The organism is Alkalihalobacillus sp. NPDC127517 (assembly GCF_050276055.1).
Taxonomy (GTDB): domain Bacteria; phylum Bacillota; class Bacilli; order Bacillales; family Bacillaceae_D; genus Alkalicoccobacillus.
The window spans coordinates 84,566-101,620 of record NZ_JBNNQX010000007.1 but is presented as its reverse complement, the minus strand read 5'-3'; the positions used below and the strand labels follow the sequence as shown (position 1 = coordinate 101,620).

Here is a 17,055-nt window from a genome sequence, read left to right as displayed (position 1 = left end):
TTTTAATCTTTTTTCGCAATCTATAGTAGATAACTACTACCTACCTCTAGTTTGCTTGATTTATGGCCTCTCTCACCAAAAGTGTCTTTCAAGATTTGCGTTACATCAATCATGATGTCGCACCTCTCTTGCTCTTTCATAAAGGCTAACGAAACAATTACGAGATTGGATCACTTTTAGAGAAACTTTTTTTAATACTTTTTTCTACTATACTTATATTCCCTGGTATATCAGTACTTTTGTATCCTCTCTATTAATTACTCAGCAAGCTCAGACGGTTCTGACTCTCTCCCCGCTTCATCAACAGACGTGATGTAATAACGATGTTTAGCTGCATCAGAATCTACAAATGTCTTTCTCTCATGCACTGCTACACGTCCTACTTCTTCAAATTCATTATCTTTCCCATCACGATACACTACATAACTCACAACTCCGTCATCTCTTACTGCATGCCAGCTCACAAACGTTCCATTAATTTCAACATTCGTTGGGGAATCAGGTCGTTCCTCTTTCAGACCCTCTATCTGTTCCGTCTGAGAATTTGAAGCGGGCGACTCGTCCATGGCTTGTTCAGTATTGTAGAGGTTTGTTGCATAACCATAAATACCCCAGAGGCAAAAGAGACCACATAGAACGAATATCGTCATTTTCTTCATTTACGTCACCTCGTATCTATATAAAGAAAACGTGAGAAATGATATTTTAGATCACTTTTAGTGATATAAAAATGTTTATGATTATTATTCAATTGACTTTAGTCTGTTCCCTAAGAGTTTCAGTTTTCTAATATATTTTGGCTATTAACGAATACAAAAAACCTGTATCTGTGCTGGACACACAAATACAGGCGTAAAACAGGTTTAGTCACCCTAAAGGCTGGTGCAAGAAATGTTCTCATTAGCCCTTATTCATGTCTTCAGCTCTAAGGGCTATTTTATGCTTCTAATGATGTAAAGCATTACTGTAACATTTTTACATCTTTACGATCATTCATTCTCAATTTTCAGGAGTTGCCTAAACCCAAAGTGCAGACGATTCTCTCTAAACTGCAGCAAGAACTCGGTCCCATGCATTGTAATTGTGACAGCCCTTTGGCCCACTGACCGGTTTGGCATTTCATTTCCTTGGAATTCCACAATGATGGTCGCATCTTTTTCATAGACTTTAATTGTTAGACCTTCACTAGACTGATATGTACCAATAATCGCATGGCGATCTGTCTCAGAGAGCACATAATCTTCATACGTTAATGCGACTTTATCAGGTGCAATATCCATTTCACATTGCACAGCCCCTTTTAAAAGAGCCTCAGCAGGAGCACCTGCCATATTTGTTAAACAAATTGCTGCAATATTACTATCAGGTAATACGGCAAACTGTGCTGATGCTCCCTTAATACTTCCCCCATGTGTAATGAGCGTTTTCCCGAAAAAATCAGGTATGATGAGGAGTCCATAACCATAATGCACACCAGGCTCTGCTTCAATATGTTTAGAAATTAACATATCAAGACTTTCTGGAGTTAAGATGCCATTGCCTTCTTTTAGAAAAACATCTCCGAAACGGAGCATATCATTCACCGTTGACTTTGCATAACCCGCTGGCCTCATCGCAGGAGCATCCCACCATTCAGGTGAGTGTTCAACCGTTGCAGTAAATGGATCTAAGCTGTATAAGCAAGCCGCCTGCTCATCGATCCGTTCAAGGTGAAAGAAACTGTTTTTCATCCCTAGAGGTTGAAAGATGTTTTTGTCTATATAATTTTCATATGATAACCCACTAACACGTTCAATAACACTACCCAGTAAAGCGTAGCCATCGTTTGAATAGCTAAATGAATGTCCTGGTTGGTCAAGGATAGAGAATTCAATTGCATTTAAATAAGCGATAAGGTCCTCGTAATTATTAATACTCTCTTGCTCTCTGTCTAGAGGGACACCCATCTTAATCTGTAAATCGAAGGAACCATCCCTCTCCATTGATTCCCTATTCGCATAAAACAGTGTATTTAATGGTGGAATACCGGACGTATGGGTCAGCAAGTGATGAAGAGTTATATCATCACTACCTTCAAAGGTGATTTCGGGTATGTATGTTTTAATAGTGTCATGTACAGAAACTTTACCAACTTCTTGTAGTTGAAGTATTGCAATACTAGTCATTGACTTTGTGATACTGCCAATACCGAAGATCGTGTCCGTTGTAACAGGCAACTGCTTTTCCTGATCACGATAGCCGAAGCTTTTTTCGTAACAACGATTGTTCAACGCGATAACTGCTGCTGGGGTTTGATGCGTGTTTATAAGCGATTTAGCAAACTCTTCGTAGAGATCTTTATTCATATTAGTGCCTCTTCCTTTTATAGCTTTCATTTTTATTATCCACATATTTTATACCGATAAGTATTTAAATACTTATCGGTATGTTAATGTAATATGATAATATTGTCAAGAGGAGGAAGGACAATGAATAGAAAAAGAAGGACTCATGAGGAGCGAAAAGTAGAAACTCGGAAGATGCTTCTGAATGCAGCTGCGGAAATTTTTGCTCAACTAGGATTTCATGGGGCATCAGTGGATAAAATTGCGGAATATGCAGGATATAGCAAAGGAGCCGTATACGCCAACTTTAATTCTAAAGAAGAACTGTTCCTAGCCTTATTAGAAGAGAAAATGAAAAGAGATGTAGATACGATTCATCAAGCCATGAAACAACAACAATCCGTTGATCAATTCATTGAAAAAATAGATTATTATTTTGACTTAGAGAGGCAAACGAACAGAGTTTGGAGCATTCTGAACATGGAATTTCTCTTATATGCCATGCGTCAAGAATCAGTACGTGAAAAATGGACGGCCATGATTGTAGATTCGGTCGAACAAATCTCCGATGGTATTGAAAAAATGATGGAACCGGATAATCATATGAAAATTCAATCATCAGAAGAACTGGCATGGACCATTTTATCTTTAGGAAATGGTATGGCTACTCTTCATTATATTGCAGAAGATCGTGTCCCTCCTAAATTGTATGGTAAAGCGTTGCAGAACATTTTTAGGCCTTCCTAGTCTTTAGACATTAATAAAAACATACTAAGTTTAGTGGGTAAGATCATCGAGGGATGAACTCACCCACTCACAGCTTTAGCTGAATAATAAAAATCATATAACACCATTCTCCGCCAATGCTTCTAAATACAATTGAAACTCTTGATTATGTAGATCATCTCTCACCATTCCACCTACACCCACATGTGCATGTAAATAAGAAATGAGTGTGCTTGCGAATCCGTATACTTTAAAATGAGACACAGTATCTTCTGATTCCTTCTCGAGCAAAATGGAGACCCTTGTACCATTGTTGTGTTGATGGATTAGTTTGTTATATACGCGTACCTCAGAACTCTCCGCTTTTAGTTGAAACCCAATATGTTCAAAATAACCCCTGATTTTCACTAATAGCGCATCATCAAGTACCTCTCTATCTTCCTCTGTTTGAATCACCTTTAAAACATTCTTATCTGTAATTGTAAACAGCTTATAAATGAATGTCTCATTGACTTCCTCATCATGAAGATAGTCCTGGCTACTAATGAAAGTAAGAGGGATTTCACACGCCTTAAATGTTGATGTAAGAGCCTTTTCTACTTCTAAGATAGTCATAATCGGAGGGTCTGATTGGTTATATCTTGTCACTAATTCGAAGTTGTACATTTATATGTCCTCTACTTTATTTTCCACCTGGATAGTAATATACTGCTCTGTCCACATTTGCGTACTGACAATGAGTTCTTCTTCTACGTTTTGAAAGATAAATGCGGATCCAATCTTCTCTTTATAATTCCAGCCTTTGTTTTCAATAAACTGTACAACTTTTTCATCTGCATTTGCGAAGCCCTCTTCCCTATCGCTCTCTGTGAGGTACCACGTGTAGTCTTCTAATTCTGCTATCTTCGCCACGTCTTCGCCTGATTGATCAAACTGTGCAACGACCGTACGCGCAGATAAATTCGATACTGGGAACATCGGGTAGAAATAATAGGTTCTTGTTACAAACAGATATACGGCTAATCCTAAAACAGCCAAACTAAATAGAATTCCAACCTTTTTCATACTAACACTCCTTTTAAATTTCAACCTTTTTTTCTATATTACACCATTTATTGTCTGTTATTTCTTAATTCTTTCTTAAGCCTTTCTATACATAGTTAAAGAACCAAAGCCCTAGAGAGCCTTGGTTCTTTTGTGTATAGACCTACCAAATCAAAATAACACCCATCACGATCACAACTGTAGCAAGCATCCTCGTCACAACGTTTGCACTCAGTCTTTTAGAAATAAAGACTCCTAGCTGAGATCCCACTAATACGCCAATTCCAGACCAAGCAAGTACAGTCCAATCAATATTTCCTTTTAATAATGGAGGAATAGACCCAATCGTTGAATAAATGATCAATGCGAAGATAGAAGTAGCTGTCGCCAAATGAATTCTCAACCCAAAAACATGCAATAGAATAGGAACCACAATAAATCCTCCACCAATTCCGAAGAAGGAGGAAATGGTTCCAATTCCTACGCCAATCAGTGGCAAAAAGAGTTTTTGCTTTTCTTTACTTATAATCGGAGAACTCTGTTCAGATGGCGTTCTAAAAATCAGAAAGAAGCCTAAGCCTAATAGCATCAAAGCAAAAATTTTATAGAACGTCACTTCCGGCACAAATGAAATTAGTGTATTCCCAATAAATGTTCCTGGAATTGCTCCTGCCGCTAGTAGCAATCCTATTTTATATTGAATCCTTTTTTGTTTGATATAAGAAATGAATCCAGATAAGCTACTAATCAAAACAATTAACAAACCCGTACCGGCAGCTTCTTCCGGAGAAATGCTATAAAATAATAAAAGCAAAGGTACAAAAATGAATCCCCCACCTGCACCAATAATGACTCCATACATACTTGCAATGAGTCCTAAAAGAATGAATAATACTATTGTCATGTCTCGCCCCTCCAACATCTCCTATATTACAGGGAATAAAGAAGTAAAAGAGAGAGGAGCGCGAGGATATATAGCCTATATCATTTTGGCATACGAAGGTAATCTCATCGGATTAACCTCTTATTAGATCGTATGTAAGGTTTCAGAAACAATCGCCTCAAACGTTTCAAGAGCCGCTTTCTCAAATCTTAATGGTTTTTTTACTCGCCAAAAAGGACGCTCGATTTTACAGTTTACTAAAGGAACATTCACAAGAAGCCCATGATCGATCTCATGTCTGACCGCATAATAGGAAGCAAATCCATAGCCTAAGCCTGATTGGATGGCATTTTTTACGGCCTGATTTGTATTTAACTCCAGATGAGGTGCTACTTCATACTCATTAAATCGTTCTTTTAATTTCCGTTCAACAATCCGCCTCGTCGAGGATTTTGACTCTCGCGCGACATATTTTTCATTCATTAATTCTTTAATATAAACACTTGGACGCTCTGCCCACGGATGAGCAGGACTAACAACCAATTGTACGTTATCGTACGAAATCACTTGCTTCATTAATCGTTGATCTGTTAATTCTCCTTCTATAAAAGCTACATCTAGTTGTTGATTATCAAGCTGTCTAAGGATTGTGCGAGTATTATTAATTTCAAGATGGATAACCGAGTCCGGGTATGCCTGTTGGTACCTCGCAAGCACGGAAGGCATGATATATTCGCCAATGGTGTAGGAAGCCCCTACAATCAATTGTTTCTGAATTCCCGTTTCGAGGTAACTTACGGCTTCAAGTGAATTGTAGTATTCACTTAAGATTCTTTTTGCATGAGCATATAATTCATGGCCTGTAGACGTTGGCGAGACACTTCCATTTGTTCGGTGCAAAAGTAGCGAACCATAATGATCTTCAAGCGAGTTCATATATTTGGTTACCGATGGTTGAGTGATATAAGCTCGTCTCCCAGCTGCACTCAAACTTCCTTCTTCAACGATATAGCAGAATAGCTCTAACCATTTTAAATTCATCTAGACTCACCTTCTTGTTGCTTTAATGTGTTTTCTTTATTGTACATGAAATGCCTTACGATAGAAAAAAGCACCGAAAACCTGAGTTGGTTTTGGTGCTTTTTTCTATGGAGTGAGTTCCACAGGTATGCCTTTGCTCATCTTATATTGCATCCGTGAATACTCAACAAATTTCTCGAATTGGTCTGTGTAGATAAGTTTAAAGCTCCACTTGAATGTCTTTGTAAGAATGGAATAATACATATTTCTTGGAAGATTGACCCTTCTTTTAAATCTCGTTCATCCCCGTCATATACATTCTCAACGATAAAATCATTCCACTCCAGAACATGTTTACAGTTTAAAAATAAAGTTTCTATAAAATATCTTTCCATTCCTACCAAATTGTATCGCTTGCTTAAAAGTTCTTATAGAATAGAGCTCAATAAGGAGGCTCATATGGATAAAAATAAACAGAAGAAAAAAAGAGAGTACTTTGATTGGTTTGCACTATTAATCGAAATTCTTCTTTACCTCCCTCGTTTTATCATCGGTATCATAAAATGGGTTTTTCACTTACTCACTTAATGTTTTTAAAGTTCTTATAAATGTATTGTTATTAATCCTTAGAGAAGGGGAATACGTGAGTTGGGTGTATTTCAGCAGAATGTCAAGGTGACTGTTTTCTTTCCTTTACTGTCAGCCCCTTTACAGTAGATTTGATTTGTGAGCATAATATACCCTTGTTCTCAATCGTATCTGGCTTATATCTGTATAAACTTGTGGATATGATAAGAAGTATTGAGGAAATTAAACGGTGATGATATCTTTTGAAATCCTATAAAGTTTATTACCATGCGTATTAAGGTGAAAGGTGGGACACTTAAAGTTATTTAACTTTAAACAACTTATGAAGAAAAGCAATTTAACGATCGTTTTCTGGATTTCATTAAGTATTGCAAGTATTTTTATTCTGTGGGGCGTTATTTTTCCTGCTAACGTTGATCGTGTGTTAGGAGCCATCGACGGGTTTCTATCGAATTACTTCGGGTGGGTCTACATAATTACAACAACGTTATTCGTATTATTGGCCTTATTTTTTATATTTGGTCCATACGGTCGGATTCGTTTAGGTCAACCAGATGAACGTCCTGAGTACAGCTATTTTACATGGTTCGCCTTTTTATTTACTGCAGGAATGGGTGTTGGACTTGTTTTCTTTGGCGTAGCAGAACCGCTTATTCATTATTATGAACCTCCCTCTGCCATTCCATTAACACCTGCAGCTGCAGAAGAGTCTGCTTATTATACTTTGTTTCATTGGGGCTTTCACCCATGGGCTACATACGCAATCGTTGCTCTAACTTTAGCTTATTTTAAATTTAGACATCAGTCTCCTGCTTTACTGAGTTCGGCACTTGCTCCGATCTTTGGTAGTACGCGCACAAGCGGTTGGCTTGGACACAGCGTTGATTCATTAGCAGTATTTGTCACAGTATTTGGTGTTGCCACCTCACTTGGACTTGGCGCCTCTCAGATTACCGCAGGTTTAAATTATGTAAATGGAAATATTCCAAATAACATGTTTACAACCTTAATTATCATTCTTATTGTGACGGCACTATTCATCTTTTCTGTAATGAGGGGTGTTGACAAAGGCCTACGCTATTTGAGTTGGACAAACGTCGTAGTTGCAATCCTCTTAATGTTATTTATCTTTGTTCTGAGTTCTCCAGTACGCATTATTGAGTCGTTCACCACGACACTGGGAAACTATATTCAGCAGCTACCGAGAATGACTTTAGGAATGCAGGCATTCACTGGTGAAAGAGAATTTTTAAATGAATGGACTTTATTCTACTGGTCCTGGTGGATTGGCTGGTCTACATTTGTTGGAACATTTATCGCTCGTGTTTCAAGAGGTCGAACAATCAGAGAGTTTGTGATTGGTGTTGTAACTGTACCGGCTGTCTTTAGTGCATTATGGTTCTCGATCTTCGGCGTTGCTGGAATTGATATGGACCAGGCAACAATGGGTACACTCTATAACTTAATCAACGAACAAGGAACGGAAGTCGCCCTATTCGCCTTCCTAGAACAATATCCGTTCAGTATTGTCGTACTGGGAGTAGCCATTTTACTCATTGCTTCCTTCTTCATTACCTCTGCCGACTCAGCAACATTAGTTCTTGGCATGTTAACAACAGGTGGTCGATTAAACCCTCCAACGAAAGTAAAAGTAATCTGGGGCTTAATTCTATCTGCAACTGCTTCAGCCCTCCTTCTTTCCGGTGGACTCGAAGCACTTGAAATGGCCATGCTCATCGCAGCCTTTCCATTTGCCATTGTGGTCATCTTTATGATGATTTCATTACTCAAAGCGTTAAGCAGTGAGTATGACATTCTGCGGCTTGAGTCGAAACACAAAGAATGGACGAAAAATTATCGGGAAGATTCGAAGGAAGAGCTAAAAGAACTGAAAGAAGCGTTTGAAGAAGCGATGCCTGATGAATTTGTGGATGACAAAAAGAAAAAAGATTAAACGAATCAGGATAAACAAACACCACTCTGAACTGAAGCAGAGTGGTGTTTTTCCTAATACCGGCATTTCTGTTTATTCACCGGTTTGTTTAAACTGTTTGATTCTTTTTTCAATCTCATCTCTAACACGCTGGAAAAACGACCATTGCTCTTCTTCTGTTCCTTCCGCTTTAGCAGGATCATCAAAGCCCCAATGTGCCCTCTTTACGTGCGGTGGCGTCATTGGACATTTGTCGGCTGCGTCCCCACATAACGTGACCACAAAGTCCGCGTTCTCGAGCAAATCAGAATTAATCGTATTAGAGGTTTGACTTGTGATATCTACTCCAACCTCAGCCATAACACGTACAGCATTTGGATTTAATCCATGCGCTTCGATTCCCGCACTGTATACATTCCATTCATCAGCTAGAATTTCCTTCGCCCACCCTTCTGCCATTTGGCTTCTACATGAGTTGCCTGTACAAAGAAAATAAATACTCTTTTTCGTCATTTTTACATGCTCCCTTTTTCTAAGAAATAATAAGTAACCATAGGTATAAACCAACTAATGTGATAAATAAGACTGGCAGGGTGATGACCACACCTGTTTTAAAATACGTTCCCCAGGAGATCTTTACTCCCTTTTGAGTTAACACATGGAGCCATAACAACGTAGCAAGTGATCCAATTGGTGTGATCTTTGGTCCTAGATCCGCACCAATGACATTGGCATAAATCAATCCTTCTCTGATGATGCCCGTTGTTTCCGTATTCCCTATTGCGATCGCATCAATTAATACAGTAGGCATATTATTCATGACAGAGGAAAGAATAGCCGCTAAGAATCCCATGCCCATCGTTGCCAGAAATAGCCCTTGATCTGCGACCACTTGAATGACATCTGACAGTAGATCCGTTAGCCCCGCATTACGAAGTCCATAGACAACGACATACATACCGATCGAGAAAAACACAATGTTCCAAGGTGCACCAGTTATGACTTTTTTGGTTTCAACTGCTTTACTATTACTCGCAAATCCTAAGAAAATAAGTGCAATCACTCCTGCGATAACAGATACAGGAATATGTAAGAATTCACTCACTAAATATCCAATAAGCAGCAAGGCTAATACAAGCCATGAGAGCCGGAACATCTTATGATCTTTAATGACCTCAGCCGGCTCCTGTAGCTCCGAATGATCATATCGTTTCGGGATATCTTTTCTAAAATAAAGGGATAGAACAAGAATACTTGCCAGGAGAGAAAAGAGATTAGGAACAATCATGCGTGTTGCGTACTCAACAAAGCCAATGCCAAAATAATCAGCAGATACGATATTTACAAGATTACTCACGATCAGTGGTAAAGACGTAGTATCCGCAATAAAACCACTTGCGATAATAAAAGGGAAAACCATCTTTTCATTAAACTTGAGCGAACGTACCATTGATAAGACAATGGGAGTTAAGATGAGTGCTGCCCCGTCATTTGCAAAAAAGGCTGCGACCACAGATCCTAATAAGCAAACATATGTAAACATGAGAATAGCATTTCCCTTTGCCATTCTGGCCATGTGTAAAGCCGACCACTCAAACAAGCCAATCTCATCAAGTATTAAGGAAATAAGAATGATGGCGATAAAAGTAAAGGTCGCATTCCATACAATACTCGTCACATCCATCACATCATTGAAAGAAACAACACCAACTAAAAGGGCAAGAATCGCCCCTCCACATGCCGACCAGCCAATATTCAATTGCCTAGGTTGCCATATGACAAAAACCAACGTTAAGACAAAGATAGCCGAAGCTAAAACCACCGAACCCAAAATAAACGTTCCCCTCTCATGACTCTACATGCTGTTTCGTATAGAAATATTCCCACTCAATTCCATTTGGATCAGTTACCCAGAACTTATCTTGAATGGCATGACAGCAATTCACATCGATTTCTTCTCTTGCAAAGAAACCGACCTTCTCTAATCTTGTTTTATGAAAAAGTACTTCTTCTGATGAATCAAGTTGAACTCCTAAATGATTAATTTGGTTCCCCTCGGACTGTTCTACTTCTTTTAATGTCAGATTCAAAGCAGGCGAATCAGTTAGAAACTTCACGTAGTTCTCCTTTTCTTTTTCAGGTTTAACTCCAAGAAAACGCTCGTAAAACCCCTTGCTTTCTTCTAAGTTTTTAACATGTAAACCAATGTGAACATAAGTCATGCTATCCGCTCCTTCTTACATCAATTTTTTTTGATTAATGATTCAAAAGAAAAGCTATTAAGTTGACGGCTTTAATACGCAGCACAATTGTTCTGATAAGAGTTGATCCATAACATGTTTATTCACAGCATAATAACTCCACGTACCCTTTGTTTCTTTCGTAAGTAAATCCGCATTCATTAGGATCTTCAAGTGATAGGACAATTTCGATTGAGGCATATTCATATCCTCAACTAAATCACACACGCAGGTTTGCCCTCTCGTACTTAATAAATGAAGCAGTTGAATACGTTTCTTATCGGCCAAGGCCTTGAATTGCGTTTCGAGTACATCAAAATCATACTCTTTCAGTTCACAAACTTGAAACTGCATGCTTTCACCTCTTTCATCAACTTTTTTTGATTAACTAAAGTGTATAAGATTTAAGATGATTAATCAAGAAAATTTGATTTAATTATATACTTAATTCACTACACCCTTCCACCAACGTTGATAACAGAAATAAAAGATTAAATGACCCACGCAGCTTACCCCTAAAAGGGAAATTGCTGCAGGCCAATCCGTATAAAATCGACCTTGACTAATAAATAGTAAACAAATGAACCCACTTACGAACCCTGCTAATAGATAAGCAATAAACCGTATCACATCATATCTTTTTCGAATCCACACAATAAAAAAGTGAGACAATGGAATGAATATGAAAAATGCCGGTGATGCATAAAAGAGAAAAAATAGTAGGAAGGTAAAATCAAAGTCACCAGCTATAAGTAACAGGAGACAAACAAGTAGTATGAGTAAGATATAAGAAGTGAATAGAGCTATAAGAAACCTCAAACAAGTACCTCCCCAGATTAAGGATGCTTCACATGAACCAACTGAAATGTTTGGCACACCAGAATCATCGCTTCATAAAACTCAATCTTTGCTTCGCGACACTTCTCATAGAAAAACTTTCTATGGATATCGTACCAATTCTCGTAAGTGCCATCACCTTCAGCTATTGCAAACGCTTCGGTAACTTCGTTCATGGGAACCATTTCAACCTTAGTTAACTGGATAATGGCACGTGGATTATCTTTACTATCAAGAATAATGCTGTAGTCTCCTGGTTGAGGCATTCTTTTATTTTCAATGGTATAAAAAATTGCACCGTAACATGTCGCTGTCTTTAAACCATCTATAACCAACTCAAGTAAATAATCTGGTTGATCACCGAATTGGCCTGCATCCACTACTTTTTCGGAAAGATTTTCATTCTCCCAGAAGTTTTGCCAGTATTGATTAGCTAGCTCGTTCAACGTATATCATCCCCTTCTAGAGAATCATTCGACGCTTCTTCATATACTTCCTTTATATCGTTACAATCCTTAATCCAATTACAGCTATAATGATCAGACTCAAGAAGAAAATTCACTTGGCCTTGTACATGATTTGAAAGATAAACTAACTAATCTTACAAACACGTCGAATGTTGATGATCAATTTCTTATTTCCTACCTCCTAAAGCTAACTACGATAAAAGAAGAATTGTTAGATAGAGATCCGATGTTACCTCCTGACTTTCTTCCCGGAAGTTGGATTGGAGGAGATGTCTTAGCACTCATTGATGATCAGCTCAACACGCTAACATCCCTCTTACAAGCAAGTAGTTTTAAGATGAATAATTAAACAAGCACCAAAGCGCTAACGGCTTTGGTGCTTTTCGTATACTTATATTAAGTGATACTTTTTAAAACTAGTTAGGATTCCATCTTCGTCAGGAGTACCTGTTACATCATCAGCTACGTCCATGACAGCTTTTTTTGCATTCCCCATCGCAATGCCTCGGTTCACAAATTGAAGCATCTCAATATCATTAAGTCCATCCCCATAGCCAAACGTGTTTTCCTTATTAATCTTTAGATGTGTAATTAATGTTTCAATAGCTGTGGCTTTGTGGATCCCTTGCAGAGATAACTCTCCACTATTTTCTCCAAACATCGGAACAGTACTAGGGATGACCGTAAAATGAGATTGAAAATAATTCTCTATCTCATCAAATGGAACAGTTGAACCTAAGAAAGAAATTTTGTTAATGTCATCTCTAACTAAATCCTCTCCTTCTATTAACACATCATAAAAAGGCTGCAAGCCATTCTTAATTTCCTCTTCAGAGTCAGGTTTTTCTTTGATAAATTGATCAATTATCGATTGTAGATGTCTCTTGCAATTGACACTGGCAAACAACCCACCATTTGATTCTAAATAAAAGTCAATTTCATGCTTATTAAAGTATTCTACTAATAACTGAACATGTTCTTTTTGGATGCGTTCATTCAGCAAGACTTCGTTTCCGAGCTCAATGTAGCCACCTGCTGCCCCAATAATTCCATCAAACCCTACCTCAAGAATGTCCGGAAATATTTCCGCTATCGATCGACCTGTACATATAAATACGAGATGTCCCTTTTCTCTAGCAGCTTGAATTGCATATCTAGCAGACTCTGGAATGACACCATTGTCATTTACTAACGTTCCGTCAATATCAACAAATATTGCTTTATTCAAATTCTGCACCCGCTTTGTTCTATTATGTAGTTTGAAGCTAGTATTATTTTATCCTAGAAAGGAATGGACTGCACGTTCTATCAAACTCTGTCTACTCATCTCTAAATTATACTATTATGTTATAATCAGTCTTAATCTATTCCTCAGGTTATATACCTGAAGATAAATCTTCGTTGTTTAGAGCAATCTCTGGTGGTTCAGCGGTTGTCGCTATCATCTTCTTTTTAGAAAAAAGAAAAAAGCGCATTAGTCATTGTCTAATGCGTTTTTGTATGAAAGAAGGTTCTAAGATGAGTTGTGAATGTACTACACTTCATGCATTAAAAATCGAAGCTGATGTGGGTGCAGATCCACTTTGGTGCAAAACCTGCGGATTTAATCTCGAGTTATCGGACTTCCAACTATCTACACCCTTAGCTAGAGAGCTGATAGAATGGGCCGAGCTCTACGGAAAATGGATTGATTGGGACACAGACACACTAATCCCACATGGAATCGAGATGGAGGATGATCATAATAAGACTGGTATAAGGTTAACAAAGAGGGTAAAAGAAGAGTTGAGTGGACTTTATACGATCACATTTATCCCCTCAAGCATGGCTAGAATGTATGCGAACAAAAGATAATCCTGCTATTTAGATCTCTTTAACGACATCCTTATTGTCTTAAGAATATGCCCATCGAAGTTATCATCAAAAGTATCCACCACTGTAAACCCCTTTTTCATGTAAAAGCTTTTCCCTTTTAAATTATCAGACTCGACTTCAACAAATACCTGGTTAGGATGTAACTGTTTACAGCCGTATTCAAGTAAGGCTGAACCAAGTCCTTGCTTTTGATGCGCTGGATGTAAGTAGATTGCAGCTAGGTCCACATCCCCGTTCTCTTTTTTATTTGAGAAATTAGCAAAGCCTAGCACTTGATTCTCCACTTTTACTACATAAAAAGGGGACCGCTCCAATCTCATAAGCAAAACGTCCTCATTGTACGCTTTACTCAGAAATTTTGTTCTGACCTCAACAGGGATTATGCCATCATATGTGTCGTGCCAGCTAAGCTCGGCAATCTTTTTTACTTCTTTAATATCGCTTGATTTCATTACGGTTATCTTCATTAGATCCCTCCATTAATGGTTTTTAATTTGTTATATATTTCTACCTTTGCTTCTTCCTGTTGAGCATTTAAATCCGTCTCAAGATTAAAATGGACATGATCATTAGCATGTCTAGGAATGATGTGAAAATGAACATGTTTGATGTCTTGCTCTGCATGTTCGCCATTATCTTGAAGTATCGAATAATCGAAGCAAATTCCTGCTTTCACTAACAAATGCGCAGCACCTCTAATGGATTGCATCAGCTTGTTTGCAGCTTCTAGGCCATCTAGCTGATCAAGTCTTTCTACGTGCTTATTCGGTACTACTAGCATGTGACCATCTGCAATTGGATGACGATCTAAAAAAGTCGTCGTATACTCATCTTGATTAAATAGATATGAATCGATCTTCTTATGGATAACGTGACAAAAAACACAATCATTGTTTTCCACTTGCTCCCTCCTTGTCATGCACTCACTATGGTTGTTTCTTTCTTTTAGAAAAGATGGACCAAATTAAAAGACAATCATTGCGAGCATGTATGTTAAGAATACTATCCAGCTCCTCGTATCATCGGGTAACGTTAGCATAAAGATTAAGTTCACTAAGATCGCAGGTACCATGATAATGATGAATCTTCTTTTACTATCTTTCGAGATCAGCATGATTGTACCCTCCTGTAACATTCTGGATACTTCTCATATTTCCTCTTACAAAATTACATTAAACGTCTTACATCGTTGATCAAGCAGGCCATCAAGTATAAGATAAGTAGATAAAACCATATGGAAAGGTGCGCTTACAATAAATACTAAAAAAAGATTACTCGTTTTTATTCCTATCGTGCTCCTCATGTTATTCATTCGTGAAATCTTTGATCTATCTGATAGAGTATTTTGGATCATCATGGCTTTTGTCTTTATAGCTAATGGTTTAGCTGCTTTTACTTATAAAGAAAGTAAATCGTAAGTGTATGGATACTGGTTAAAAAAGTATACTAGAATGTAAGTCTAGTATGCTTGGGCTTCAAATCATGCGTTCCCTAAATAAAGCAAGACTAATACGGATAGTAGGGGAAGCACATACATCGTGACTACCCCAAAAATAAAAAACTTTTTCTTTAAAGCAATCAATACACAGATCAGCCAAATGGGAATGGAAAATAATACTTCTGGATTCACATACCTATCACCAGTGTAATTCTCGCCTATAGCTCCGCCTGCAAAAAAAGTTGCGAAAAGAAGAATAAACACGCCACTAGGAAAAGCGTTGTACAAGACATATTTTTTAGTATCGTTTATGATTAACCCTCCTTATCCATTTTATGTATTTATTCATGCAAGCATAACACTTGATTCCACACATATCATCGTAGTTTCAAAGATAATTGAAAATTGTTTTTTATTCATGTCTACTTTAATTGGAGGATATATGAATATCATCATTTCTCAACCTAAGCAGGAGAACAACCTTCAAACTTTAAAACAACATATCACTTATGCATCCCCTAATGACTTTGTCTTCTTTCCAGAAGGTTATATAAAAAGCTACGAAGATGTGTGTAAAGTAGCTAAACTAGCACAAGCCAAATCCATCTTTGTGGTAGCCGGCTATTTAGACAAAGATTCAAAAGATAGAGTTCTCATCATTGATAATAAAGGAAAGATTCTTTTAGATAGAAGAAAAACCAGAACGAATGAACGATTGGTTGAGCCATTCAGTATTTTCATAAACGACATGAACATTGGCTATATCTTATGTATGGAGATCTTAAAAGGATATGATCAATTAGATAGATACACTGACATGAAGTTAGATATGATTTTTCACCCGATCGGTACAGGTATGTTCAGCGAGGCGCAATTTAAAGAGTGGATTCACGAAGCAACTAGAATATCTAAGAAATATGATACAACGGTTATAGGAACGAGTCACGCCGATGGCTCATTTCAGAACTGCGGTGTATCTATACCTATATCTTATGTTGTGAAGAAAGGTGAAACCCTTTTCATTTCAAAAGATGACACTAGAAGCAGAGTGTATAATTACGGTACGGAAAAAACGTATATCTTTAATCCTAAAAATGAACATTACTAAGAGGTGCCGACATGAATAACAACAGAAACGTAGTATTATTTATTGCCACAAGTTTAGATGGATACATCGCTACAGAAGAAGAACGTCTTGAATGGTTGTTCGAGGTGGAAGGTGAAGGTGATAATGGGTTTTCTGATTTTTACAGTACGATCGATACGGTGATCATGGGAAGGAAAACGTATGATTGGATTGCCGATGTAGATAACATGGAAGAGTATCCGTACAAGGACAAGAAAGGGTTTGTCTTAACTAGGTCGTCCATGAAGAACGATGAATACACAACATTCGGCAATCCAAATATAGAGCAACTCATTTCACAGCTCAAAGAGCAAGATGGGAAAAAGATCTGGTTAGTTGGCGGAGGCCAATTGGTCACCTCCTTTATAGAAAAAGGATTAATTGATGAAATTTTTATAACAGTAGCGCCAACCATTATTGGTAAGGGGATACCACTTTTTAATCAAGGTGAGTATCAAACAAAACTTCAATTAGAAGGCGTAAAAACGTTTAATCAATTTGTTGAATTACATTATACAGTTAAGAAAAAGTAACTACTCTCAATACATGGACTT

At 37.7% G+C, this 17,055-nt stretch carries 23 protein-coding genes; 7 read left to right on the top strand and 16 right to left on the bottom strand.

The features are described 5' to 3' along the window. Window positions 1-257: 257 nt before the first annotated feature. On the bottom strand, window positions 258-659 hold the full coding sequence (locus tag ACQKKO_RS11190; RefSeq protein ID WP_498647144.1) for a hypothetical protein: 402 nt from the start codon (window positions 657-659) through the stop codon (window positions 258-260). A 330-nt stretch (window positions 660-989) separates the two neighbouring features. Then, a complete protein-coding gene (locus ACQKKO_RS11185; protein ID WP_498647142.1) occupies window positions 990-2,345 on the bottom strand; it encodes a serine hydrolase domain-containing protein in 1,356 nt (451 codons plus the stop codon). A 123-nt stretch (window positions 2,346-2,468) separates the two neighbouring features. Here ACQKKO_RS11185 and ACQKKO_RS11180 point away from each other — a divergent pair, with 123 nt between their 5' ends. Continuing rightward, window positions 2,469-3,071: a TetR/AcrR family transcriptional regulator gene (locus ACQKKO_RS11180; protein WP_498647140.1), complete on the top strand. Its 603-nt coding sequence runs from the start codon at window positions 2,469-2,471 to the stop codon at window positions 3,069-3,071. Between the two features lie 93 nt (window positions 3,072-3,164). Here ACQKKO_RS11180 and ACQKKO_RS11175 read toward each other — a convergent pair whose 3' ends face one another. The 4 genes from ACQKKO_RS11175 to ACQKKO_RS11160 form a co-directional block, all read right to left on the bottom strand. After that, window positions 3,165-3,716 (bottom strand): hypothetical protein, encoded by a 552-nt coding sequence (locus tag ACQKKO_RS11175; protein WP_498647138.1) that lies wholly within the window; start codon window positions 3,714-3,716, stop codon window positions 3,165-3,167. After that, on the bottom strand, window positions 3,717-4,115 hold the full coding sequence (locus ACQKKO_RS11170) for a hypothetical protein (protein WP_498647136.1): 399 nt from the start codon (window positions 4,113-4,115) through the stop codon (window positions 3,717-3,719). Window positions 4,116-4,257: 142 nt separating this feature from the next. After that, a complete protein-coding gene (locus tag ACQKKO_RS11165; RefSeq protein ID WP_498647135.1) occupies window positions 4,258-4,998 on the bottom strand; it encodes a sulfite exporter TauE/SafE family protein in 741 nt (246 codons plus the stop codon). Between the two features lie 123 nt (window positions 4,999-5,121). Further along, complete coding sequence (locus tag ACQKKO_RS11160; protein WP_498647133.1) at window positions 5,122-6,018, bottom strand: LysR family transcriptional regulator; 897 nt, start codon at window positions 6,016-6,018, stop codon at window positions 5,122-5,124. A 438-nt stretch (window positions 6,019-6,456) separates the two neighbouring features. Between ACQKKO_RS11160 and ACQKKO_RS11155 the strand changes: the two genes are divergently transcribed. Both ACQKKO_RS11155 and ACQKKO_RS11150 read left to right on the top strand, forming a co-directional pair. Next, a complete protein-coding gene (locus ACQKKO_RS11155; RefSeq protein WP_498647131.1) occupies window positions 6,457-6,585 on the top strand; it encodes a hypothetical protein in 129 nt (42 codons plus the stop codon). 322 nt (window positions 6,586-6,907) lie between these two features. Then, window positions 6,908-8,539: a BCCT family transporter gene (locus tag ACQKKO_RS11150; RefSeq protein ID WP_498647425.1), complete on the top strand. Its 1,632-nt coding sequence runs from the start codon at window positions 6,908-6,910 to the stop codon at window positions 8,537-8,539. A 72-nt stretch (window positions 8,540-8,611) separates the two neighbouring features. On the opposite strand, the gene arsC is transcribed toward ACQKKO_RS11150, so the two are convergent. From arsC to ACQKKO_RS11120, 6 genes are all read right to left on the bottom strand, one after another. Further along, window positions 8,612-9,031, bottom strand: a complete 420-nt coding sequence (gene arsC, locus ACQKKO_RS11145) for an arsenate reductase (thioredoxin) (protein ID WP_498647129.1) — start codon at window positions 9,029-9,031, stop codon at window positions 8,612-8,614. A gap of 19 nt (window positions 9,032-9,050) precedes the next feature. Further along, window positions 9,051-10,349: an arsenic transporter gene (locus ACQKKO_RS11140; RefSeq protein WP_498647127.1), complete on the bottom strand. Its 1,299-nt coding sequence runs from the start codon at window positions 10,347-10,349 to the stop codon at window positions 9,051-9,053. A 16-nt stretch (window positions 10,350-10,365) separates the two neighbouring features. Next, window positions 10,366-10,740, bottom strand: coding sequence for an ArsI/CadI family heavy metal resistance metalloenzyme (locus ACQKKO_RS11135; RefSeq protein WP_498647125.1), 375 nt, complete (start codon window positions 10,738-10,740; stop codon window positions 10,366-10,368). 57 nt (window positions 10,741-10,797) lie between these two features. Next, on the bottom strand, window positions 10,798-11,112 hold the full coding sequence (locus tag ACQKKO_RS11130) for an ArsR/SmtB family transcription factor (protein WP_498647123.1): 315 nt from the start codon (window positions 11,110-11,112) through the stop codon (window positions 10,798-10,800). Window positions 11,113-11,202: 90 nt separating this feature from the next. Next, a complete protein-coding gene (locus ACQKKO_RS11125) occupies window positions 11,203-11,577 on the bottom strand; it encodes a hypothetical protein (protein WP_498647122.1) in 375 nt (124 codons plus the stop codon). 17 nt (window positions 11,578-11,594) lie between these two features. Continuing rightward, window positions 11,595-12,041, bottom strand: coding sequence for an ASCH domain-containing protein (locus tag ACQKKO_RS11120; protein ID WP_498647120.1), 447 nt, complete (start codon window positions 12,039-12,041; stop codon window positions 11,595-11,597). Window positions 12,042-12,174: 133 nt separating this feature from the next. Between ACQKKO_RS11120 and ACQKKO_RS11115 the strand changes: the two genes are divergently transcribed. Beyond that, on the top strand, window positions 12,175-12,411 hold the full coding sequence (locus ACQKKO_RS11115; protein ID WP_498647119.1) for a PaaX family transcriptional regulator C-terminal domain-containing protein: 237 nt from the start codon (window positions 12,175-12,177) through the stop codon (window positions 12,409-12,411). A gap of 42 nt (window positions 12,412-12,453) precedes the next feature. Here ACQKKO_RS11115 and ACQKKO_RS11110 read toward each other — a convergent pair whose 3' ends face one another. Further along, the gene (locus ACQKKO_RS11110) at window positions 12,454-13,299 is read right to left on the bottom strand and encodes an HAD family hydrolase (protein WP_498647115.1); all 846 of its coding nucleotides are present in this window, start codon (window positions 13,297-13,299) and stop codon (window positions 12,454-12,456) included. Window positions 13,300-13,580: 281 nt separating this feature from the next. Between ACQKKO_RS11110 and ACQKKO_RS11105 the strand changes: the two genes are divergently transcribed. Continuing rightward, window positions 13,581-13,916: an immunity protein CdiI family protein gene (locus ACQKKO_RS11105; protein WP_498647114.1), complete on the top strand. Its 336-nt coding sequence runs from the start codon at window positions 13,581-13,583 to the stop codon at window positions 13,914-13,916. A 5-nt stretch (window positions 13,917-13,921) separates the two neighbouring features. On the opposite strand, the gene ACQKKO_RS11100 is transcribed toward ACQKKO_RS11105, so the two are convergent. From ACQKKO_RS11100 to ACQKKO_RS11090, 3 genes are all read right to left on the bottom strand, one after another. Then, complete coding sequence (locus tag ACQKKO_RS11100; protein ID WP_498647112.1) at window positions 13,922-14,404, bottom strand: GNAT family N-acetyltransferase; 483 nt, start codon at window positions 14,402-14,404, stop codon at window positions 13,922-13,924. Next, window positions 14,404-14,838, bottom strand: a complete 435-nt coding sequence (locus ACQKKO_RS11095) for an HIT family protein (protein WP_498647110.1) — start codon at window positions 14,836-14,838, stop codon at window positions 14,404-14,406. Before ACQKKO_RS11095 ends, ACQKKO_RS11100 begins: the two co-directional genes overlap by 1 nt. Before the next feature lie 63 nt (window positions 14,839-14,901). Next, a complete protein-coding gene (locus tag ACQKKO_RS11090; protein ID WP_498647108.1) occupies window positions 14,902-15,051 on the bottom strand; it encodes a hypothetical protein in 150 nt (49 codons plus the stop codon). Between the two features lie 766 nt (window positions 15,052-15,817). Between ACQKKO_RS11090 and ACQKKO_RS11085 the strand changes: the two genes are divergently transcribed. Continuing rightward, on the top strand, window positions 15,818-16,483 hold the full coding sequence (locus ACQKKO_RS11085) for a hypothetical protein (protein WP_498647106.1): 666 nt from the start codon (window positions 15,818-15,820) through the stop codon (window positions 16,481-16,483). Window positions 16,484-16,494: 11 nt separating this feature from the next. After that, the gene (locus ACQKKO_RS11080) at window positions 16,495-17,034 is read left to right on the top strand and encodes a dihydrofolate reductase family protein (protein ID WP_498647104.1); all 540 of its coding nucleotides are present in this window, start codon (window positions 16,495-16,497) and stop codon (window positions 17,032-17,034) included. Window positions 17,035-17,055 lie beyond the last annotated feature (21 nt).